We start from the raw sequence: 21,200 nt of genomic DNA on the forward strand, positions 1-21,200 counted from the left end.
CTGGCCCTTCACCGTCGAAAGGCCACGTTCGGCTGGCCCTCTCGCAGGACAAAGATGGCCTTTCGACGGTTGGGAGGCGACCGAACGTGGCCTTTCGACGGTTGAGGAGGGTCAGGACAGGACGATGCTGCGGGTGAGGTTGCGGGGGGCGTCGGGGTCCAGGCCCGCAGCGTCGGCCTTGGCGAGGCAGAGGCGGTGGAGCCGGACGAGGTCGGCGAGGGCGTCGACGTCGCGGTGCTCGAAGTGGGCGCCGGTGCCCTGCACCTCGTCGGCCAGCCCGTCGGGCACCGATCCGAACGCCCACACGGCGCGCCCGGGGGCGGCGATGCTCACCGGGCCGTGGCGGTACTCCATGGCCGGGTAGGACTCGGACCAGAACTGCGCCGACTCGCGCAGCTTGAGGGCGGCCTCGGCGGCGATGCCGTTGGTCCAGCCGCGGCCGAGGAAGGTCACCTGCTCGGCGAGCGCGAGGGCCCCGACGGCGTCTGACGCGTCCTCGGCGAGCACGGCACGAGCCTGGCCGATGGCGTCGGCGAGGTCCTCGCCGAGCGACGCGCGCAGCAGGGCGAGCGTCGTGGTGGCGAAGCGGGTCTGCACGACCGACTGCTCGTCGACGTCGTCGAGCAGGATCGTCGCCGCGGACCGCTCGGCGACCGGCGTTCCGGCGGTGGCGACGATCGACACGTGCGGGGTGCCGGCGGCGCGCAGCCCCTCGACGACCTCGATGACCTCGGTCGTCGTGCCGGAACGGCTGATGATGACGACTCGGTCGTAGCCGCGCGCCAGGTGGTGCTCGGACGCGGCGAACGCGTCGGTGACGCCCTGGCCCAGGTCCTCGCGGCGCCCGGCGTAGGCCTGGCCCATGAACCACGACGTGCCGCAGCCGATCGTCGCGACCCGCTCGCCCGGGCGGGGCAGGTGCTCGGCGACGGTGTCGAGCCGCCCGATGACGCGCGCCCAGTCATCGGGCTGGGTGGCGATCTCGCGGGCGAGGTGCGTGGTCTGCGGCATGGAACGCTCCGGATGGTCTCGCGAGGGCGCACGCGAAAGTCGCACGAAACCCTCCTGATTGTGTCTGCTCGAAACACAGCCTAATCGCGCACAGTCGGTCATGTCCATTGCACGTTCTGCGCGGTATCGTCAGCGCGTGACCGAAGAGAGTGACCTCGCCCGCAACCGTGCCAGCCGCTGGTCGATCATGCTCGACCGTCTTGCCACGGCGGGGAGGCTCGGCGTCGGCGAGGCGGCCGAGCTGCTGAACGTCAGCGAGGCGACGATCCGCCGCGACTTCTCCGAGCTCGCCAAGCGCCAGCTCGTCGCCCGCAACCACGGCGGCGTCGTCGCCACGAGCGTCGCCTACGAGCTGCCCTACCGCTACCGCAGCACCCGCGCCGACGAGGACCGTTCCCGTGTCGCCGAGGCGGCGGCCGCGCTCGTCGAGGCCGGCCAGGTCGTCGGCCTCAACGGCGGCACGACGACCACCGCAACGGCCCGGGCCATCACGGCGCGCGACGACCTCATCGACGCCGACGGCGAGGTCACCATCGTCACCAACGCGCTCAACATCGCGACCGAGGCCGTGCTGCGCCCGCACGTACAGTGCGTCTCGCTCGGTGGCGTCGCACGCCCGGAGTCCTACGAGGTCACCGGCCCGCTGGCCCAGCTCGTGCTCGGCCAGCTGTGGCTCGACGTCGCGATCGTCGGCGTCAACGGCCTCTCCGCACGCGAGGGTGCGACGTGCCGCCACGAGGAGGAGGCGGCGATCATCCGCACGATGATCGAGCGCAGCAAGAAGGTCATCTGCGTGGCGACCGGCGACAAGCTCGGCGCCCGGACCTTCGCCTCGATCTGTCCCGCCGCGCGGATCGACCACCTCGTGACTACCGTGGGCGCTGACCAAGCGGAGGTCGACGCGCTGCGTGATGCGGGCGTCGACGTGCACGTGGTGTGATCGCTCCGTGCGCGGTGATGCGTGATTGTGATCGGATGATTAAGCATTCGGTCAGTTTTGGTCTTGCCAACGGCAAAGGCTCGCCCCTAGGTTGTTCGTCACCTCGAGGAGAGGGTGGCCGGGTGGGTCCGACATCGCACCCCGTGTCCCGGCCCGGACCAAGGAGAGACATGAGCTCGACGAAGAAGAGTGCGCTCGTCGCGGGTCTGGCCATCGCGGGCCTCGCTCTGGGCGCGTGCGGAGGGGGCACCGGAGCCGGGTCGGCGGGAGGGAGCACCGGGGGCAGCGGTGGGCAGGAGGCCAAGACGATCAAGCTCGTCGCGGCGGAGTACTCCAAGGACCACACCAAGGCCTTCTGGGACGCCTTCGCCAAGACGTACAAGGAGAAGACCGGCTACACGCTCGAGGTGCAGGTCGTCAGCTGGGACAACATCGACCAGCAGTCCTCGACGATGATCCAGAACAACCAGGCCCCCGACATCCTCAACCTCAACGCGTACGCCAGCTACGCCAAGGACGGCCTGCTCTACAGCTCCGACGAGGTGCTGCCGGCGGCGACGAAGAGCGACATCCTCGACACCTTCGTCAAGTACGGCACCTACCAGGACAAGTTCTACGGCTTCCCCGACCTGTCCAGCGCCCGCGCGTTCTTCTACAACAAGGCGATCTTCAAGCAGGCCGGCATCGCGAACCCGCCGAAGACGTGGGACGAGCTCGAGGCCGACGCCAAGAAGATCGCCGCCACCGGCAACGTCGGCTACGCCCTCCCGCTCGGGCCCGAGGAGGCCCAGGGCGAGTTCTCCATGTGGCTGTTCAACAACGGGGGTGACTGGAAGACCGACGGCAAGTGGTCGATCAACTCCGACAAGAACGTCGCGACGCTGAGCTTCCTCAAGAAGCTCTCCGACGAGAAGGTCACCCAGAACAACCCGGCCCGCACCAACCGCGCCGACGCCTTCGACCTCTTCAAGTCCGGCAAGGCCGGCATGGTCATCGGCTTCAGCCCGCTCGCGGCCGACCTCGACAAGGACGCCAAGGTCGACTACGGCGTCGCGCCCTTCCCGAGCAACGACGGCACCGAGAGCAAGACCTTCGGCGTCACCGACTACCTCATGGCCTTCAAGAAGCCGGGCAACCAGAACGCCGTCAAGGCCTTCTACGACCTCTACTACCAGCCCGACCAGGTCAACACCTTCATCAAGGCCGAGGGCTTCCTGCCGGTCACGAAGACGGGCGTCCAGCAGTTCCAGAGCGACCCGAAGCTCAAGGTCTACCTCGACACGCTGCCCAACGCGCGCCTCACCCCGACCGACGACCCGACGTGGGACAAGGTCAAGCTCGCCGTGCAGCAGAACCTCGGCAAGGCGATGAGCGGTGACCCGAAGGCCGTCCTCGACGACCTCCAGAAGACCGCCGAAAACGGCGGCTGAGCGGCCCACCCCTCATGAGCCCCAGCACCACTCCGACGCCGGATCCCGCCCTCGCGGCGGGGTCCGGCGCCGGCGCGCCCTCCACCCGGCCGTCCACCGGGCCCGACGCGTCGGCGACGTCGAGCACGCCCGGCGCGCCCCGCCGGCGTCGGCGTCGCAGCGCCGGACGCATCGGCCAGGTCCACCCCCTCGTCGCGCTGCTCTGGCTGCTGCCGGCGCTCGCGCTCATCCTCGGCGTCGTGCTCTACCCCGCGATCAAGCTGTTCCAGGCCAGCCAGGGGCAGTACTCGATCACCGGCCTGCGCAAGGGCGACGCCGGGTGGGAGAACTACGTCAAGGTGCTCCAGCACGAGGACCTCGGCACGGTCCTGACCAACACCGTCATCTGGGTCGTCTCGGTCGTGGCGATCACCATCGTGCTGAGCCTGGCCCTGGCGCAGTTCCTCGTGAAGCAGTTCCCGGGCCGGCGCCTCGTGCGGTGGGCGATCATCATCCCGTGGGCGGCCTCGCTCGTCATCACGAGCCAGCTGTTCGTCCTGCTCTACGACTACAACTACGGGATCATCAACCACGTCCTGCTGTCACTGCACCTCATCGGGCAGCCGATCGACTTCCTCGGCGACGACAGCTGGACGATGTTCTCGATGGTCGTCGTGGGCGTCTTCGTGTCGCTGCCGTTCACGATCTTCGTCTTCATCGCCGGCCTGGGCGCGGTGCCCGACGACGTGCTCGAGGCGGCCACGGTCGACGGGGCGAGCCCGTGGCAGCGGTACTGGAACATCACGCTGCCGCTGCTGCGCCCGGCGCTGATGATCGCGACCGTCCTGAACGTCATCTACGTGTTCAACAGCTTCCCGATCATCTATACGCTCAACGACCGCAACCCCGGCTACACGCACGACACGACGATCACGTTCATGTACAAGCTCGCGTTCAAGAGCCAGGAGAAGGACGTCGGCATGTCGGCGGCGGCGGGCGTCTTCAACGTCCTGCTCATCCTCGTCGTCGTGGCCGTGTACCTGAGGATCATCAACTGGCGTGAGGAGACGAGCCGATGACGGCCACCACCGCCTCAGCGGCCGGCGCTGCGGGTGCCGCTGTGCCGCAGCAGGACTCACGCCCGACGCCACGAGATCCCAAGCGTCGCAAGCGGATCATCATGTCGGTCGGCGGTGCGCTCGTGGCACTCGTCTTCCTCGCGCCGTACCTCGTCATGGTCCTCGACTCGCTGCGCACGAGCAGCGACGTCAAGAGCACGCCGCCCTCGTTCCTGCCGAAGGTCTGGCAGTGGGACACGTACGCCCAGGTGCTCGGCGACGAGCGGTTCCTCAACTGGCTCAAGACCTCGCTCATCGTCGCGAGCGGCTCGACGGTCATCGTCGTGCTCGTCGCCATCCCGGCGGCGTTCATGACGGCCCGGCACCGGTTCCCCGGCCGCGGGGCGTTCCTGCTGCTCGTGCTCATCACGCAGATGTTCGCGCCCACCTCGCTCGTCGTCGGCCTCTACCGGCAGTTCTTCGAGCTCAACATGATCAACACCTACGGCGCGCTCATCATCACGAATGCCGCGTTCAACCTCGCCTTCGCGATCTGGATCCTGCACGGCTTCTTCGCCTCGATCCCGCTCGAGGTCGAGGAGGCGGCGGCGCTCGACGGCGCGAGCCGGTGGCAGGTGCTGCGCCGGGTCATGCTGCCGCTGACGCTGCCCGGTCTCGTCACGGCGACGATCTTCACGTTCATCGCCGCGTGGAACGAGTACGTCGTGGCGCTGACGCTGATGATCGACGACGACCGCAAGCCGCTGACCGTCGGCATGCGCGCCTACATCACCGGCTACGAGCAGCACTGGGACCAGCTGTTCGCGGCGTCGGTCATCGCCGTCGTGCCCGTCGTCATCCTCTTCGCCCTCATCGAGAAGCACCTCGTCGGCGGCCTCACCGCCGGCAGCGTCAAGTAACCCCTGGGGCGCGCGGGACGAAGTGCTCACTCGATGAGGAGGGCGCCTCCGTCGAGTGAGCACTCGGTCCCACGCGTCACACGGTCAGAGCCAGGTGGGCGGGGTCGGCACGACGACGCCGACGACGTGGGGGACGGTGCCGACGCGTCCGAGGTCGACGACGGGGTGCAGTGCCGACGCGCGGGCCGCGATCTCACGGCACTCGGTCCGCGCGCACCACAGCGGCAGCACGCCGCCCAGGTCCTCGCGAACCGCCATCCGCAGCGTGCTCGCCATGATCTTCCCGGCCCGGGTGAAGCGCAGGGCCGGATCCTGGTAGACGACGACGGTCGGTGCCGCACCGTCGGGGGTCGGGGCCGTGGCTGCGGCGGCGAGGGCCGCGTACTGCATGCGCGTCGCCTGGTGCTCCCCGATGTCGGCGCGCCACGCGAGCACCCCCCCGACGGCGAGGACCGCGAGTGACGCCGCAGCGACCCGGTCCACGGGCAGGCCCCGGCGGACCGAGAGACCACCGTGGAGGTGTCGGCGACCGACGAGCAGGAGGGCGACGGGCAGGATCGCGACGTACCAGGTCCACAGCTGCCCCCGGTTCTCGGTGACGATGCCGGTCGCGAGGGTCTGCGCGGCGTCGAGGCTGCCGACCAGGGCGAGCGCGACGAGGAGACGCTGGAGGCGCGGGCGGACCATGGCGTCACGCCAGCCGAGGACGATGCCGACGACAGCGATGACCGCGGCCCACCACTGGGCGACCCAGAGGCTGCCGGCGGCCGCGAGCCAGCGGGTCGCGTTGGCGCCCAGCGCGGCGAGCGACGTGGCCGGGTGGGGGTGGCGCCACGGCGCGATCTGCAGCCCGAAGTGGCCGTACTGGAGCCAGTTCAGCGAGTAGGCGACGCCGACCCCGAGGAAGAAGCCCGCCGCCCAGGCGCCCGCGACCGCGAGCACCCGCCGCCATGGTGCGTCGCGGAGCATGACGACGGCGAACACGACGAGCACGGCACCGACGGGCGGGTACGTCAGCACCGCCGCGATCTCGCCGGAGAGGACCCACGCCAGCATGGGGAGCAGCCCGACCAGCGAGGGGCGCCTCAGTGCCGGCCGGGCCGCCCACGGAAGGGTCCAGATCGCGACGGCGGCGACGAGCAGGGATGGCGTCAGCGTGCCGGGCCAGTAGAGCAGCTGCACCCAGACCGAGGAGGCGAAGAGCGCGACCCCGAGGAGGGCGTCGACGGCCGGTCGCGGCCGGATGCCGGCGTGATGGAGCACGCGCCAGAGTCCGACCACGAGGGCGGCGTAGGCCAGGACGTAGGTGATCGACGCGGTCGTGGGGGTGCCGTGCTGGCCGATGAGGGCCCAGTAGACGGTGTTGAGCCAGCGGCCCTCGCTGAGGTCGTGCGCACCGGCGGAGGAGACACCGGCTGTGTGGGCGGGGACGAGGAAGGGCCAGTCGTCCTGGCGGATGAACGGGGTGACGGCCTGGGGAAGGCCCTCGGTCACGAGGAGCGCGACGGCGACGACCGCCGGGACCAGGAAGGAGCGTCCGTCCCTCGGGGTCAGGTGCCGGGTTCGCCGCGGTGTGTCGGCGGGGGCCAGGGTCTGCGTCGTCATGGTTCCGGGTGTGCTCGGGGTCGTGGAGGGCGCGGACGATCGGCCCGCGACCATTCGACGATACGCACGGTGAAGGGCCCGGGACGGCCGTCCGAGTGAACCCGCAGGCACTTCGCAGCGGCCTCGCGGCGGGTGACCCGAAACCGAGAGCAACCTGCGCGGAGGATGCTCGCCCGCTGCGCGGATCCTGTGCGCCGACGCGGCCGGGTGCGGCGCGACAAGGCCTCAGAGCCAGGCCGGCGGGGTGGGCACCACGACGCCGACGACGTCCGTCGGCTGGCCGAAGTCGTCCCGGAGCCGGACGACCGCGCCGGGCGGGTGCTCGACGAGGTCGGCGCACTGGGGCGCGCGGCACCACTGCGGCACGAGCCCCTCCTGGTCCTGGCGCACGGCCATGAACAGCGTGCTCGCCATGAGCCTGCCGTTGCGGGAGTCCTTGACGCCGGGGTCCTGGTAGACGATCACCGTGGGTGCGATGCCGCCGGGCAGCTGCGCGGTGGCTCGCGCGGCGATGGCGGCGTACTGCTGGCGCGTCTGCTGGTGGGCGCCGATGTCGCTCCTCCACGACAGGACACCGGCGAGCGCGAGCACGCCGAGCAGCACCGTGCCGAGCTGCTCGACGCGTCCGGGTCGTCCGGCGCGGGGGGCGCGGTCACCCTCCGGACTCTCGCGCCGGGTGAGCAGGAGGGCCGCCGGCAGCACGGCGACGAGCCAGGTCCACAGCTGGCCGCGTGTCTCGGTCACGGTGCCGCTCACGAGGGTCTGGGCGGCATCGAGGCCGACGGCGACGGCGAACGGGACCAGGAGGCGTTGCAGGCGCCGCCGGACGTGCCGGTCACGCCAGCCGGCCGCAGCGGCAACGACCCCCACGAGCGCCACCCACCACTGCGCGGACCAGAGCGCACCGGCGGCGTCGAGCCAGCGGCCGGCGTTGACCTCCAGCGCATCGAGGGACGTGAGCGGGTTGGGGTGTCGCCAGGAAGCCAGCTCGACGCCGAAGTGCTGGTTGACGACCCAGTTGAGGGTGCTGGCCAGTCCCCCGCCGATGACGAACGCCGCCACCCAGGCGGCCACGAGTGCGAGGACGCGACGCCACGGCGCCTCACGAAGGTGCACGATGGCCAGCACGAGCAGCACCACGCCGACCGGCGGGTAGGTCAGCACCGCGGCGACCTCGCTGAGCAGGAGCCAGAGGGCCATGCGCCGACGCGACCGGATGGCCCACGGCAGCGACCAGACCGACGCCGCGGCGACCAGGACCGACGGGGTCAGGGCGCCGGGCCAGTAGAGCAGCTGCACCCACGCGCTCGACACGAAGAGCGCCAGCCCCAGGAGGGCGTCGACCCAGGGCCGGGGCCGGATGCCGGACAGCCGCAGCACCCGCCAGGCACCCGCGACGAACAGGGCGTACCCGACGGCGTAGGTGAGCGCCGCGGTCGTGGGCGTGCCGTGCTGACCGACGAGCCACCACCAGCCGGTGTTGAGCCATCGGCCCTCGCTGATGTTGTAGTAGGACGGCGACCCCGCACCCGCCGAGTGGTCGGGTAGCAGGAACGCCCAGTCGTCCTGGCGGATGAACGGCGTGACCGCCTGGGCGATGCCCTGCGTCAGGACGAGCGCGACGGCGATGGTCAGCGGGGCGACGGCATGACGCGTCGGGGACGGTCCCGCCAGACGTGACCGCCTGGCGGTGGGGGCGAGGATCTGCGTCGTCATGCGCGGCCGATCACGAGGGTCAGGTGCCACGGTATCGGTCCGTGGCTCACCACCTGAATACCCAGCGCAGGTGGGAACCGCCTCGACGAACGCCGAGGGCCGGCCTCGCGAGTCTCAGAGCCAGGCGGGTGGCGTCGGGATGACGACACCGACCACCGGCTCACCGCTCTCTCCGCGCGTCGAGGAGAGTCGCACCACCGAACCCGGCGGGTGCGCCGCCAGCTGCGTGCACTCGTCGGCCGTGCACGCCCGCGGCGCCAGGTGCTGCTCGACGCGCATCGCCATCTGCTGCGTGCTGAGGGTGAGTCGGCCGTTGCGCGAGTCGGCGACGACGGGGTCCTGGTAGACGACGACGGGGACGGGGCCGGCGTCTCCCGTCCCGCCCGCCAGCGCGGCCGCATCCCGGGCCACGGCCGAGAACGTCCGGCGGCTGCCCTGGTGCTCGCCGATGTCGGCGCGCCACGCGAGCACCCCACCGATGGCGAGGACGCCGAGCAGCAGGGTGGCGACCTGTTCGTCGAGCCGGCCGCCCTGCGACGACGCGGCGCCTGAGGCGGCCGCGGCGGCTGACGCGCCTGACGCATCGGTCGCCGAACGCGGTGGGAGCAGCAGGAGTGCGACGGGCAGCACCGCGAGCAGCCACGTCCACAGCTGGCCGCGCCCCTCGGTGACGACGCCGGTGCCGATGGTCTGGGCGGCGTCGATGCCGATGGCGACGGCGAACGCGACGAGCAGGCGCTGGAGGCGTCGGCGCACCGTGTCGTCGTTCCAGCCGATGACGATGGCGAACAGCCCGACGAGCCCGACCCACCACTGCTCGGACCACAGCGCTCCCACCGTCTCGAGCCAGCGGCCCGTGTTGACGCGAAGGGCATCGAGCGAGGTCAGCGGGTTGGCGTGGCGCCACCCGGCGAGCCGGAGGCCGAAGTGCTGGTTGACGACGAGGTTGAGCGTGTACGTGACGAGGACGCCGATGCCGAAGGAGGCGATCCACGCCCCGACGACGACGAGCACGCGTCGCCACGGGGCATCACGCTGGTGGAGGACGGCGAAGACGAGCAGGACGACGCCGATCGGCGGGTAGGTGAGCACGGCACCGACTCCGCTCAGGACGAACCAGAGCGCGAACCGGCGGCGGGAGCGAGCAGCCCACGGCAGCAGCCACATCGCCGTCGCTCCGACGATGATCGATGGGGTCAGCGCGCCGGGCCAGTAGAGCAGCTGCACCCAGATGGCCGACGCGTAGAGGGCGAGTCCGAGGAGGGCGTCGACGACGAGGCCGGGGCGGACGCCGGCGAGGCGCAGCACCCGCCACATGCCGGCCACGAGCACCGCGTAGCCGACCGCGTACGTGATCGCGGCGCTCGCGGGAGTGCCGTGCTGGCCGACGAGCCACCACCAGCCGGTGTTGAGCCAGCGGCCCTCGCTGATGTTGTAGTACGACGGCGGGACGACGTCCTTCGTGTGGTCGGGCAGCAGGAAGGTCCAGTCGTCCTGCCGGATGAACGGGGTCACCGCCTGCGCGACGCCGTGCGTCACGAGGAACGCGACGGCGAGCGTCACCGGCACGAGCACGCCCCGTCGCGACGCGACCGCGCGCAGCCGCGTCCGCTGGTCGGTGTCGCCGGGGGCGAGGGTCTGCGTCGTCATGCGGTGGCCCCTGTCATGGAGAGGAGGATCCCACGAGCGGTGGTGCGGGCCCGCCCGACCACCGCTCCCGACAGACCGTCCGACCCAGCGTATCGGCGGGGCGCGGGCGTCGGGCTGGCATCGCGAGAACGCCGGGACCCGCGCCGGCGGACGGTCTCTGCGGCGGCGAACAGCCTCGCCGGCAGCGCCCTGTCATGCTCGTCGAAGGGGCCTGCTCCTGGCGGTGCGGGCCGACGCTCGACATCGGGAGGTGGGTGAGGTGGGGCGCGCGGTTGCCTGGGCGGGGTCAGGTGCGGTGCTCGCCGCGGCCGCCCTCCGCGCATCGGGGGTCTGGAGCCGGGGGGAGCCGCGTCCGGTCACCGACGATGCGGGCCGTCCGGTGCCCGGAAGCCTCTCGTCGAAGAGCTACGTCGAGGTCAACGGCGCTCGGCAGGGGATGTTCGTCCGGGCTGCCGATCCCACGAGGCCGGTCCTGCTCCACCTGCACGGCGGTATGCCGGAGTACTTCCTCACGCAGCGCTACCCGACGGGCCTCGAGAGCCTGTTCACGGTCGTCTGGTGGGACCGTCGTGGGGCCGGGTTGTCGTACGAACCGACCGCATCGGCCCGGGGCATCCGGCTGGAGCAGCACGTGGCGGACACCCTCGCCGTCACCGACCACCTGCGCGAGCGCTTCGCCCAGGACCGCATCTACCTCATGGCGCACTCGGGAGGGACCTTCTTCGGGCTCCAGGCGGCAGCCCGGGCGCCCGAGCGCTTCCACGCCTACATCGGGGTGTCACAGATGGTGAGACAGCTCGAGTCCGAGCGGATCGCCTACGAGTACCTCGTCGCCCGCTACCGGGAGCGCGGGGACCGGCGGATGCTGCACCGGCTCGAGGCCGCGCCGGTGACGATGACGGGCGGCACCCCGCAGGCGTACCTGAGGATCCGCGACAGGGCGATGCACCGCCTCGGGGTCGGCACGACGCACGACATGCGGTCCGTCGTCACCGGCGTCGTCCGGCCCTCGCTCACCTGCCGCGAGTACACCCTCGGGGAGAAGGTGCGGCTGTGGCGCGGCAAGCTCGCGACCGGCGTCATGCCGGGATGGGAGCAGGTGCTCCGCACCGACCTGTGCCAGGAGGTGCCCGAGCTCGACGTGCCCCTCTACCTGCTGCACGGCGTCCACGACCTCACCTGCTGCATCGACCTCGCCCGCGAGTACCTCGACCGGGTCCGAGCGCCCGTCAAGGGCTTCTACACCTTCGACCGTTCGGCCCACAGCCCGTTGTTCGAGGAGCCCGTGAAGGCCCGGCGGATCATGGCCGAGGACGTGCTGCAGGGCGCGACCCGGTTGGCGGACATGGACCTGACCCCCGGCGCGGACCGGTGAGCCGAGTCGCCGGGAGGCCGAGCCGGGGACGGCGGTCCCCGGCTCGGCCCCGGCTTCACCTCTCGGTGAGGTCTCGTGGCGAGCTCATGCGCTGACGGGCTGCGCCTCGGCGAGCGACGTGGGCGACTCCTCACGGGCGGCCCGGTCCAGCGGCAGCGTGCCGAGCGCCATGGCGACGTAGAGACCGGTGGCCACCGCGGGCAGCGTGGACGCCTCGAAGCCGTGGGCGCCGACGGCGAGCCCGTTGGCGACGAGCAGGCCGCCGGCGAAGATGCCGCTGACGCCGGCCAGCCGGACGCGCGTCCCGAGGCGGGCCTGGCCGAGCAGCGCCGCGGCGAACACCAGCACGGTCACCCCGAGCAGGACGAGGAAGAACGAGTTGACGCCCCACTCCAGCCAGCGGACGGCCTCCGCTGCGGCGAACCGGGCTGACGTGTCCGCCGGTCCGGCGGACGCCCACGCGTCGACGGCCCGCTTGAGGGCGACGCCGTCGACGGCCATGTTCACGGCGATGAGGGCCGCCGTGGCCGCAGCTGCCGTATCGCCGACGCGCACGAGGAGCGGGGCGGCGCCGGCTCGGCGCAGCGCTCGGCCCAGTGCGACGAACCCCGCGACGACGATGGCGGCCGAGGCGAACTGGAGGTAGTGCACCCACACCCAGTCGGTGCTGCGCGCGTACTCCGCGAAGACGGCGGCGTGGGAGTTCGGCGGCTCCTCGTGCGGGTGCAGGAGGCTGCCGGCGACGGCCAGGGCGGCGCCGGAGACGAGCAGCACCGCGGAGGTGAGCGCAGGTCGGGAGACGCGTCGGTGCGGCTTCGGCGTCCGGGAGGCGTCTGCGTGGGTCGTGCGGGAGGCGGTGGCGCCCGGCGTGTGCGACTTCGCGGCGTCGGGGGTGTGCGGCCGCCAGGCGAGGTAGGCGGCCATGAGCGCGAACATCCCGACGTGCCCCCACGTGAGCAGGTCACCACCGGCGAGGGCACCCAGCCGGTACGGCACGAGCAGGACGATGAAGGGCAGCACCATGACCGCGGACATCTCGACGATGTGGCGACGGCCGTGGCCGCGCACCCACATCCAGGCGGCCATGCCGAGGGTCATGTCGAAGGCCATGGTCAGGGCCATCACGTCCGGCCGGCCCGTGAGGCCCGGCCAGACGCTGTCCCAGACGGCGCCGAAGAGGCCCATGCCGACGACCATGGCGACGGTCATCTCGACGTAGGCTGTGAGGAAGCGGGCGAACCGCGAGCGGAGGAACCGGCGGACCGTGGCGCGAGGTGCGAGGTCCGCATCGAGGGTCGAGAAGGTGGTCATGGCGACGATGCTCGTTCCCGGGGGCCGTGCCTCGGACGTGCCAGAGGTCATGACCGGGGTCACCTCTGGGGCATGACTCTCAGAGCAGGCCGAGCGCCCGGGCCCGCAGCGCCGCCTGGGTGCGGTCGCGGACGCCGAGCTTGGCCAGCACGTTGGTCACGTGGTTCTTGACGGTGCCCTCGGACAGGAAGAGCCGCGCGGCCGCCTCGCGGTTGCTCAGCCCGTCGGCGACGGCGCGGAGGACGTCCAGCTCGCGCTCGGTGAGCGGGTCGACCAAGGGCTGGGGTCGCGGGGCGTCCGGGAGGGCGGGCAGTTGGTTGATCCGGGCCAGCACCTTGGCCGCGACGGAGGGCTGCAGCACGGACTCCCCTCGGGCCGCTGCGAGCACGCCCTCGACGAGCCGCGACGCGGTGGCGTCCTTGAGCAGGTAGCCGACGGCACCGGCGCGGAGGGCGGGGAACACCTCGTCGTCGCCGTCGAACGTCGTGAGGACGAGCACCCGGACGTCCGGGTGCTCGACGGCGAGGCGCGTCGTCGTCGCGACGCCGTCGAGGACCGGCATCCGCAGGTCCATGAGGACGACGTCGGGACGCAGCTCGTCGATGAGGCTCAGCGCCTCGTCGCCGTTCTCGGCGGCGCCGACGACCTCGACCTCCTCGCGGACCTCGAGGAGGGTCGTCAGTGCCTCGCGGAACAGCGTCTGGTCGTCGACGAGGAGGACCCGGACGGGCGGTTCGCGATGCGTGGGGCTCATGCGGGGATCTCCACGCGGACGGCGACTCCGGCGCCCGGGGTCGAGGCGACGGTCAGCGAGCCGCCGAGTCGTTCGGCGCGCTCACGGATGCCGACGAGGCCGAATCCATCACTGCTGCGGTTGATTCCGCGCCCGTCATCGAGCACCTCGAGGGCGACGACCGCCGGCAGGTACGAGAGCCGGACCGTCGCCGCATGGGCGTCGGCGTGCTTGTGCACGTTGGTGAGTCCTTCCTGGGCGACCCGGTAGAGCGCCTCCTGCACGTCGCCGTCGAGGTGACGCTCGTCGCCCTCGATCTCCACGGTGATGGCCGGGCCGGTCGCCGCCACCTCGGCCGCCAGCGTCCGCAGCTGCTGGGGCAGTGGCTCGGTCGGGCGCGCCTCGCGCAGGGCCGTCACGGACTCGCGCACCGACCTCAACGCCTGCCGCGCCTGTTCCTCGGCCTGCCCCAGGAGCCGGTCGGCCTTCTCGGGGTCGCTGGGCAGCACCGCCCGCGCGGCTTGCACCTGCATGCCGACCACCGTGAGGTGGTGGCCGAGGCCGTCGTGGATGTCGCGGGCGACCCGCGTCCGTTCGCGCATCGTCGCGAGCTCCTCGGTCTGGGCGCTCAGCTCGCGGAGCCGGGCGTTGGCCACGCCGAGGTCGGAGCGGGCCTGCTGCTCGCGTAGGTGGAGGGCGGCGAGGACGAAGGCGAAGGCGCAGGCGAGGGCCGTGGCCACGACCTGCCTCAGCCCGTCCGCCATCGGCATCCCGACGTGGACGAACGGCACGAGCAGCGTGACGCCCACGGCCCAGGCGAGCGGGAGGAGCATGACGGCCTGGACCACGACGACGAGCAGCAGCAGGGTGCTCCCGACGCCGGCGCCGGCGAGGTCGAACACGACGAACCCGAGCGCCAGCGCGACGAGCAGGTAGGCCAGCGCGGCAACCCTGCTGCGGTTCCGGGCCCAGCGGTACCCGAGCACCGTCCACGCCACGTAGGCCGCCCCGAGAACACCGGGCAGCACGACCTCGTCCCGCGGCGCGGTCTCGAGCAGCATCACGAGCAGCGCCGCCACGGCGAGCATCGGCAGGGCCCGGTTCACGCGTCCAATGTCGCACCCGGTGCACGTCGGAGCGGCGGTTTCCGGGCCGCCCCGTCGGTACCGGGCCGGCCGAAAGCGTGAGACGGGGCTGTCTCGCTTCGGGAGATGGTTAGTACCCTTGAACTAATGAAATCGCCAGAGGCCATCGCCCCCGCATCGCTCGGCCCGCGCTACAAGTGGGTCGCCCTGTCCACCACGACGCTCGGGGTGCTGATCGCCACGATCAACTCCTCGATCCTGCTCATCGCGCTGCCTGACATCTTCCGCGGCCTCGACATCAACCCGCTGGCCTCGGGCAACTCGAGCTACCTGCTCTGGCTGATCATGGGCTACCTCGTCGTCACGGCCGTCCTCGTCGTGACCTTCGGCCGCCTCGGCGACATGTACGGCCGCGTCAAGATGTTCAACGCCGGCTTCGCGATCTTCACGTTCTTCTCGATCGCCCTGTCGGTGACGTGGCTGACCGGCACGCCGGGCGTGCTCTGGCTCATCGTCATGAGGGTGCTGCAGGGCGTGGGCGGCGCTCTGCTCATGGCGAACTCGTCGGCGATCATCACCGACGCGTTCCCCTCCCACCAGCGCGGCCTGGCCCTCGGCCTCAACATGGTCTCCGGCATCGCCGGGTCGTTCCTCGGCCTCGTCATCGGCGGCATCCTCGCGCCGGTGCACTGGCGTTACGTGTTCCTCGTGTCGGTGCCGTTCAGCGTCTTCGGCACCCTGTGGGGCTACCTCAAGCTGCGCGACCTCAGCCCGCGCCGCCACCACGTCATGGACTGGTGGGGCAACATCACCTTCGCCCTCGGCCTCATCGGCGTCCTCGTCGCCATCACCTACGGCATCCAGCCCTACGGCGACCACGTCATGGGTTGGACCAACCCGTGGGTGATCGCCTCGATGGTCGGCGGCCTCGTGCTGCTCGGGATCTTCTGCGTCATCGAGACCAGGGTCGATCACCCGATGTTCCACCTCGACCTGTTCCGCATCCGGGCCTTCACCTTCGGCAACGTCGCGAGCCTGCTGTCGGGCCTGGGCCGCGGCGGCCTGATGTTCATCCTCATCATCTGGCTGCAGGGCATCTGGCTGCCGCGCCACGGCTACTCGTTCGAGTCGACGCCGCTGTGGGCCGGCATCTTCATGCTGCCGATGACGGTCGGGTTCCTCGTGGCCGGGCCGCTGTCGGGCTGGCTGTCCGACCACTACGGGGCGCGGCCGTTCGCCACCGGCGGCATGGTCATCGCGGCGCTCAGCTTCGTCTGGCTCGCGGCCCTGCCTGTCGACTTCGGCTACTGGACCTTCGCCGCGGCGCTCTTCCTCAACGGCTTCGGCATGGGCCTGTTCGCCTCGCCGAACCGCGCGGCCGTCATGAACGCCCTGCCCGCCAACCGGCGCGGCGTCGGCAGCGGCATGAGCACGACGTTCCAGAACGCGTCGATGGTGCTGTCGATCGGGATCTTCTTCTCGCTCATGATCATCGGCCTGGCCGGGTCGCTGCCCGACACGATGCAGGCGGGGCTCTCGGCCCACGGCGTCCCGACGGCGCAGGCGCACGCCCTCGCGTCGCTGCCGCCGGTGGCGGTGCTCTTCGCGTCGCTGCTCGGCTACAACCCGGTGCAGCAGCTGCTCGGCCCGCAGGCGCTCAGCCGGTTGAACCCGACCGACGCCCACTACCTGACCGGCCACTCGTTCTTCCCGTCGCTCATCTCCGGGCCCTTTCACGACGGGCTCGTCGTCGCCTTCGGGTTCGCGATCGTCGCGTGCCTCGTTGCGGCACTAGCCTCCTGGTTCATGGGCGAGAAGTTCGTGCATGCCGACGACCAGCACGAGGCGACCGAGGCGCCGCTCGAGGTCGCGCAGCCGGAGGCGGGTGCTCCCGAACCGGAGCGAGTGCGGTCGTGACGAGGCGCGCCACAGATGCCGGCACCACCGCGTCGACCGACGTCGACCGGCTGGCCGGCGAGCTGCGCACCGAGGTGGGACGCCTCGCCTACCACCTGCGGATGCCGGCGACGCGCTCCGGCGTCACCCCGACGCGTCTGGCGGCGCTCGCCGCGTTGACCCGCTACCCGGACGGGGTTCGCCAGGGCGACCTCGCCGAGCTGATGAACGTGTCGGCGCCGAGCATGACGCGCCTCGTCGAGATCCTCACCGACGCCGGGTGGGTCGAGCGGCGTCGCGACCCCAGCGACCAGCGGTGCCTGCTGCTCGCGCTGTCGCCGGCAGGCCAGACGACGCTCGACAGCCTGCGCGACGAGGCCGCCACCCAGCTGAGCACCGAGCTGGCCGACCTCACCGACGACGAGCGGGCCGTCGTGGCTGCCGCCGTGCCCGTGCTGCGCAAGCTCGCCGACCGGCATCTCGACGCGTAGACCCCGGGGGCCTAGCGTTGGTGGCAGTCGCCGACCGAGCCTCGAGGAGGGGCCATGGCTGGGAGCGTGCTGCGGTTCGAGTCGCGAACGGTGATCCGGCGGCCGGCGGGCGAGGTGTTCGAGCGCCTCGCCGACATGCCCGGCTACCGACAGTGGATGCACCGTGACGGGGTGTTCGGCGGGACCGAGCTGACGTCACCGCCCCCGATCCGCACCGGCACGACGTACGTCGACCGGACGCGGATGGGCCGCTACGTCGGCGAGGTGACCGAGCACGTGCCGTCGACGCGCCTCGCGTTCAGCGAGACCTTCAGCCTGTTCGGCCGTCCGGTGAGCCGCGCCAGGCCCAGCTATGTGCTCGAGCCCGACGGCGACTCGACCGTCGTGCACCACACGGCCGAGGCCGACCTCTACGGCCCGATGCGCCTGTTCAAGCCCGCCGCCGCGTGGATGGTCAACCGCGAGCGGGCCCACACCCTCGCCTCGCTCGAGCGATCGTTCGACGAGGCTCCCTAGGGGCGTCGGCACCGTCGAGCGCGCGTGAGCGCAGACCATCTTGTGTCTAATGCTTGACACAAGCGCGTTGCCCGGGCACGCTCTCCGTTGTCACAAGCATGTGACACAAAGAGTCAGGGGATTCGTCGTGTCGGTGCTCGTACTCGTGGTTCTCATCGGTGGCGCGGTGTCATTGGTCGCCGTGGCCGTCGCAGCCCGCGCAACGGACGGCGTGGGCGTCGACCCGAGCCGTGAGTGGCTCGCCGTTCGGGCGGTGTGGCTTGCCGCCGTGGTCGTCGGCGCCGTCGTGGCGGGCCTTCTCGCCGGCCGCCTCGACCTGGGACGCGGGACGATGCTGGTGCCCGCCGTCCTGGGCCTGTTCGTGGTCGCGGGCGTGGGTCTCGCCGAGACCGTGGTGCGGCCGTCGCGCCCTGCCGGCATCCGGACGGCCTCGCTGGCCCCGCGTCGAGTCGCCGACTACCTGCCGGGAAGCCTGGTCACCGCCGTCGTCGGCGTCACGACGGTGCACGTGGCCACGCTCCTGCTGACGACCGCAACGGCATCCGCCGACGACCTGGGTCGCGGTGGTCGACAGGTGGCGGCCGTGTGCGGCACCACCGGCAGCGCCGCGGGCCCCTATCCGGGAAGCTTCTACTCCGTTCCGCTGGGCCTCGTCCTGCTGGCGACCGGCGTGGCTGCGGTGACGGCCCTGCTGGTGGTCGTGCGCAGGCCGCGCGGGTTCGCCCCGGACGACGTGGGGGACGACGTGCTGCGCCGCCGTTCCACGACGCGTGTGCTCGCAGCGTCGGGCGCCGCGGTGGCGGCGAGCCATGCGGGAGTCGCCTTCTTCGCCTCCACCGCGCTGCTGCGGATGGACTGCCGGAGCATGTGGATGGCTCCGGTCGGCTGGCTCCTGCTCGCCTCGGTGCCCGTGGCGGTGGTGCTCCTCGGCTGGTTCGTCGGTCGCGTCGTGGCCGGTGGTGGAAAGCCTGTGGCTGCAGTCGATCTCACACCCGAGAGGCAACCGCGTTGAGTCTCGTCCTGCACCTCGACCCCGACGACCCGACGCCCCCGTACGAGCAGCTGCGTCGCCAGCTCGCGGACCTCATCACGGCGGGACGACTCGCCCCGGGCGATCGGCTTCCCCCGCTGCGTCAGCTCGCGGGCGACCTCGGGGTCGCCGTCGGCACGGTCGCGCGCACCTACCGCGAGCTGGAGCAGGAGGGGCGACTCGTGTCGCGGCGGGGCGGGGGCACGCGCGTCGCGACGGGTCAGGCCTCCACCACCGACCGACGCGTGCTGCTCGGCGGCATCGCGGACGAGTTCGTGGCGCGGGTGCGCGGCCTCGGGTTCTCCGACGACGAGATCGTCGAGACTCTCGGCCTCACGCTGCACCTCGAGAGATCCGACAGTCCCTGACCCCATCCGGCGTATCTGGCAGGGCGTGACCGCCTCAGACAGTCAAGGCGTGCGCAACGCGCTGCCACGGCGAGTGGCTGGGTGATGGCAATGACGACACGACACCTCCGGCGTACCCAGTGGGTGACGGGAACGATCGTGCTGTGGCTGCTCCTCGTCGCAGTCCCCTGCGCGAATGCGGCCGCGGGCGGGGTTCGGGCGGACGCCGGGTCGGGCACTGCTTCCCTGCTGCTGAGCGACGCTCCACAGCTCACGATCAGCCCGGAGCCGGTCGCGGCGGGCGGGACGCTCACGGTGACCGGCACGAACCACTGCACCCTGTACTCGCAGTACCACGACGGGTACTTCACGGTGGCGCTCGGCTTCGGCGACGGCACGCAGGTGCAGGCGAACGGCATCCACGGCGGGTTCTCGACCACCCTCACCGCGCCCCCTTCCCGGGGGAGCTATGTGCTGACGAGCACCTGCGTAGGCGACCCGGTGGACGAGGGCACCTCGAAGGCGGTCACGGTGTCGCAGCCGGACGCCGTGCGGCCCGACGCCATCGTGCGGGTCAGCCCGAACCGCGTCGACCGCGGACAGGCGGTCGACGTCAGTGCCGAGCGCGTTCCGCTCAGCTGCCTCGGCGGTGGCATGCGGGCGACGTGGGACGCGACCGAGCTCGTCACGACGTGGACGATGTCCGGCGCCGTCCCCGGAGGCTCGACGTCCTTCCTCGTCCCTGCCGACGCGCCGGGCGGCGTCCACGAGGTCGGAGTGCGCTGCACCGGTGCGAAGGGGGAGGTGGTGGACCTGCCGACGGTGGCGGTCACGGTCGTCGTGCCGGTGGTCTCAGAAGGCGGTGGAGGCCCGCTCGTCGGGCCTGGGGGCTCGGGCGGGACGGGGCCGACCACGTCGACGACCCCGCCCACCAGCACGTCGACGACGCCACCGAGGACGTCGTCGTCCGCGACGACGCGCGGATCCACGCCCTCCGGGAGCGCCACGTCGACGGCCGGGGCCGCGGCAACAGATCGCCCCACGACGTCGCCCGCAGTGGGGCCTCCGGCGCGCGTCGACGGGCCACCGAAGCGGGCGGCGGTCGCGACGTGGCTGCGACCACCGACAGACGCGGGTCTGCTCGAGCCGACGCACCTCGTCGCCTCTGCCGTGCTCGCCGTCCTGCTCATGCTGCTCATCGGCTTCCCGTCACAGCTCTTCGAGGCCACGTACGAGGAGAACGAGGAGCGGATCAAGGCCTTCCTGGCGCGCCGCTTCCAGCGGACGTCGCGGCGGGACCGGCGGCGGCGACGGCTCTCGAGCCCCGTCGCGATCGCGGGTTTCGCCGTGCTCGGGGCAGGGCTCTACGGGCTGACCGACCCCAACTTCGGGCGCGACGGGACCCAGACGACCCTCGACGCGGTCGGCTTCCTCGTGGCGCTGCCCCTCGTGACGCTCGCCTTCGAGGTGCCGGCAGAGCGCTACGCCCGACGGGCCGGACGCGTCCCGTCCCGGCTGCGCGTCGTGCCGGCCGCGCTCGTCATCGCGCTCGCGTGCGCGGTGGTCTCGTTCGTCGGGCACTTCCAGCCGGGCTACGTGTACGGACTCATCGCGGGGTACGCAGCACTGTCGACCTCGCGGTTGGACCGAAAGGAGTCGGCGCGCACCGTCCTCGCCGGAAGCGCGGGCCTGGCCGTTCTCGCGGTGGTGGCGTGGACGCTGTGGACCCCACTCGACGCGGCGCTCGTCGACGGCGGTTCCGACACTTCGCGGCGGGTGATCGACGCGGTTCTGGCGAGCGTCGTCGTCGTGGCCGTGCAGGGACTGGCCTTCCAGCTGCTCCCGGTGAAGTTCCTCGACGGCCATGCAGTGACGCAGTGGAGCCGGTGGACGTGGCGAGCCGTGTACACCATCGCGCTGTTCGCATTGATCGCCGTCACGTTCGACCCCCGCACCCGCGACGACACCACCGACCCCCAGGTCCTCATGATGGGCGTCCTCTTCGCGGCCTTCGGGGTGGCGTCGATCGCGTTCTGGGCCTGGTTCCGCTACCGGCCTGCCGCGCCCGCGACGCGTGGCGCCTATCGCGCCTGAGGCGGCTTCCTCT

The 21,200-nt window shown here is 71.6% G+C and carries 18 protein-coding genes; 11 read left to right on the forward strand and 7 right to left on the reverse strand.

From position 1 onward, the window contains the following. Positions 1–111 precede the first annotated feature (111 nt). Positions 112–1,011, reverse strand: a complete 900-nt coding sequence (locus tag AC3A5R_RS11330) for an SIS domain-containing protein (RefSeq protein ID WP_487620864.1) — start codon at positions 1,009–1,011, stop codon at positions 112–114. 136 nt (positions 1,012–1,147) lie between these two features. On the opposite strand from AC3A5R_RS11330, the gene AC3A5R_RS11335 reads away from it, so the two are divergent. The 4 genes from AC3A5R_RS11335 (at position 1,148) to AC3A5R_RS11350 (ending at position 5,338) form a co-directional block, all read left to right on the forward strand. Further along, positions 1,148–1,951 (forward strand): DeoR/GlpR family DNA-binding transcription regulator, encoded by an 804-nt coding sequence (locus AC3A5R_RS11335; protein ID WP_487620865.1) that lies wholly within the window; start codon positions 1,148–1,150, stop codon positions 1,949–1,951. Between the two features lie 170 nt (positions 1,952–2,121). Further along, positions 2,122–3,381 (forward strand): extracellular solute-binding protein, encoded by a 1,260-nt coding sequence (locus AC3A5R_RS11340; RefSeq protein WP_487620866.1) that lies wholly within the window; start codon positions 2,122–2,124, stop codon positions 3,379–3,381. A gap of 14 nt (positions 3,382–3,395) precedes the next feature. Next, complete coding sequence (locus AC3A5R_RS11345) at positions 3,396–4,439, forward strand: carbohydrate ABC transporter permease (RefSeq protein WP_487620867.1); 1,044 nt, start codon at positions 3,396–3,398, stop codon at positions 4,437–4,439. Continuing rightward, positions 4,436–5,338: a carbohydrate ABC transporter permease gene (locus AC3A5R_RS11350; protein WP_487620868.1), complete on the forward strand. Its 903-nt coding sequence runs from the start codon at positions 4,436–4,438 to the stop codon at positions 5,336–5,338. The genes AC3A5R_RS11345 and AC3A5R_RS11350 overlap by 4 nt, the downstream gene beginning before the upstream one ends. 84 nt (positions 5,339–5,422) lie before the next feature. Here the strand turns inward: AC3A5R_RS11350 and AC3A5R_RS11355 are convergent, their stop codons facing one another. The 3 genes from AC3A5R_RS11355 to AC3A5R_RS11365 form a co-directional block, all read right to left on the reverse strand. Beyond that, positions 5,423–6,943, reverse strand: a complete 1,521-nt coding sequence (locus AC3A5R_RS11355; RefSeq protein WP_487620869.1) for a hypothetical protein — start codon at positions 6,941–6,943, stop codon at positions 5,423–5,425. A gap of 225 nt (positions 6,944–7,168) precedes the next feature. After that, positions 7,169–8,659, reverse strand: coding sequence for a hypothetical protein (locus AC3A5R_RS11360; RefSeq protein WP_487620870.1), 1,491 nt, complete (start codon positions 8,657–8,659; stop codon positions 7,169–7,171). A 114-nt stretch (positions 8,660–8,773) separates the two neighbouring features. Beyond that, on the reverse strand, positions 8,774–10,309 hold the full coding sequence (locus AC3A5R_RS11365) for a hypothetical protein (protein WP_487620871.1): 1,536 nt from the start codon (positions 10,307–10,309) through the stop codon (positions 8,774–8,776). Positions 10,310–10,688: 379 nt separating this feature from the next. Between AC3A5R_RS11365 and AC3A5R_RS11370 the strand changes: the two genes are divergently transcribed. Then, positions 10,689–11,684: an alpha/beta hydrolase gene (locus AC3A5R_RS11370; protein WP_487620872.1), complete on the forward strand. Its 996-nt coding sequence runs from the start codon at positions 10,689–10,691 to the stop codon at positions 11,682–11,684. A gap of 84 nt (positions 11,685–11,768) precedes the next feature. Here the strand turns inward: AC3A5R_RS11370 and AC3A5R_RS11375 are convergent, their stop codons facing one another. The 3 genes from AC3A5R_RS11375 to AC3A5R_RS11385 form a co-directional block, all read right to left on the reverse strand. Continuing rightward, on the reverse strand, positions 11,769–12,995 hold the full coding sequence (locus AC3A5R_RS11375; RefSeq protein ID WP_487620873.1) for a hypothetical protein: 1,227 nt from the start codon (positions 12,993–12,995) through the stop codon (positions 11,769–11,771). 79 nt (positions 12,996–13,074) lie between these two features. Further along, the gene (locus tag AC3A5R_RS11380; protein WP_487620874.1) at positions 13,075–13,749 is read right to left on the reverse strand and encodes a response regulator; all 675 of its coding nucleotides are present in this window, start codon (positions 13,747–13,749) and stop codon (positions 13,075–13,077) included. Continuing rightward, entirely contained in the window at positions 13,746–14,834 is a 1,089-nt protein-coding gene (locus AC3A5R_RS11385; RefSeq protein ID WP_487620875.1) for a sensor histidine kinase, read from the reverse strand. The genes AC3A5R_RS11380 and AC3A5R_RS11385 overlap by 4 nt, the downstream gene beginning before the upstream one ends. 126 nt (positions 14,835–14,960) lie before the next feature. Between AC3A5R_RS11385 and AC3A5R_RS11390 the strand changes: the two genes are divergently transcribed. From AC3A5R_RS11390 to AC3A5R_RS11415, 6 genes are all read left to right on the forward strand, one after another. Further along, entirely contained in the window at positions 14,961–16,730 is a 1,770-nt protein-coding gene (locus AC3A5R_RS11390; RefSeq protein ID WP_487620876.1) for an MFS transporter, read from the forward strand. Further along, positions 16,727–17,200: a MarR family winged helix-turn-helix transcriptional regulator gene (locus tag AC3A5R_RS11395; protein ID WP_487620877.1), complete on the forward strand. Its 474-nt coding sequence runs from the start codon at positions 16,727–16,729 to the stop codon at positions 17,198–17,200. Before AC3A5R_RS11390 ends, AC3A5R_RS11395 begins: the two co-directional genes overlap by 4 nt. A gap of 54 nt (positions 17,201–17,254) precedes the next feature. Next, the gene (locus tag AC3A5R_RS11400) at positions 17,255–17,716 is read left to right on the forward strand and encodes an SRPBCC family protein (protein WP_487620878.1); all 462 of its coding nucleotides are present in this window, start codon (positions 17,255–17,257) and stop codon (positions 17,714–17,716) included. Positions 17,717–17,843: 127 nt separating this feature from the next. Beyond that, complete coding sequence (locus tag AC3A5R_RS11405) at positions 17,844–18,728, forward strand: hypothetical protein (RefSeq protein ID WP_487620879.1); 885 nt, start codon at positions 17,844–17,846, stop codon at positions 18,726–18,728. After that, on the forward strand, positions 18,725–19,114 hold the full coding sequence (locus tag AC3A5R_RS11410) for a GntR family transcriptional regulator (protein WP_487620880.1): 390 nt from the start codon (positions 18,725–18,727) through the stop codon (positions 19,112–19,114). The genes AC3A5R_RS11405 and AC3A5R_RS11410 overlap by 4 nt, the downstream gene beginning before the upstream one ends. Before the next feature lie 90 nt (positions 19,115–19,204). After that, the gene (locus AC3A5R_RS11415; protein ID WP_487620881.1) at positions 19,205–21,187 is read left to right on the forward strand and encodes an FGLLP motif-containing membrane protein; all 1,983 of its coding nucleotides are present in this window, start codon (positions 19,205–19,207) and stop codon (positions 21,185–21,187) included. Positions 21,188–21,200: the final 13 nt, after the last annotated feature.

This window comes from Intrasporangium sp. Soil_C_50 (assembly GCF_057656595.1).

Coding starts and splice junctions, on each gene's coding strand:
- AC3A5R_RS11330 (WP_487620864.1), bottom strand. CDS start 1,011: ATGCCGCAGACCACGCACCTCGCCCGCGAGATCGCCACCCAGCCCGAT.
- AC3A5R_RS11340 (WP_487620866.1), top strand. CDS start 2,122: ATGAGCTCGACGAAGAAGAGTGCGCTCGTCGCGGGTCTGGCCATCGCG.
- AC3A5R_RS11345 (WP_487620867.1), top strand. CDS start 3,396: ATGAGCCCCAGCACCACTCCGACGCCGGATCCCGCCCTCGCGGCGGGG.
- AC3A5R_RS11350 (WP_487620868.1), top strand. CDS start 4,436: ATGACGGCCACCACCGCCTCAGCGGCCGGCGCTGCGGGTGCCGCTGTG.
- AC3A5R_RS11355 (WP_487620869.1), bottom strand. CDS start 6,943: ATGACGACGCAGACCCTGGCCCCCGCCGACACACCGCGGCGAACCCGG.
- AC3A5R_RS11360 (WP_487620870.1), bottom strand. CDS start 8,659: ATGACGACGCAGATCCTCGCCCCCACCGCCAGGCGGTCACGTCTGGCG.
- AC3A5R_RS11365 (WP_487620871.1), bottom strand. CDS start 10,309: ATGACGACGCAGACCCTCGCCCCCGGCGACACCGACCAGCGGACGCGG.
- AC3A5R_RS11375 (WP_487620873.1), bottom strand. CDS start 12,995: ATGACCACCTTCTCGACCCTCGATGCGGACCTCGCACCTCGCGCCACG.
- AC3A5R_RS11380 (WP_487620874.1), bottom strand. CDS start 13,749: ATGAGCCCCACGCATCGCGAACCGCCCGTCCGGGTCCTCCTCGTCGAC.
- AC3A5R_RS11390 (WP_487620876.1), top strand. CDS start 14,961: ATGAAATCGCCAGAGGCCATCGCCCCCGCATCGCTCGGCCCGCGCTAC.
- AC3A5R_RS11400 (WP_487620878.1), top strand. CDS start 17,255: ATGGCTGGGAGCGTGCTGCGGTTCGAGTCGCGAACGGTGATCCGGCGG.
- AC3A5R_RS11415 (WP_487620881.1), top strand. CDS start 19,205: ATGACGACACGACACCTCCGGCGTACCCAGTGGGTGACGGGAACGATC.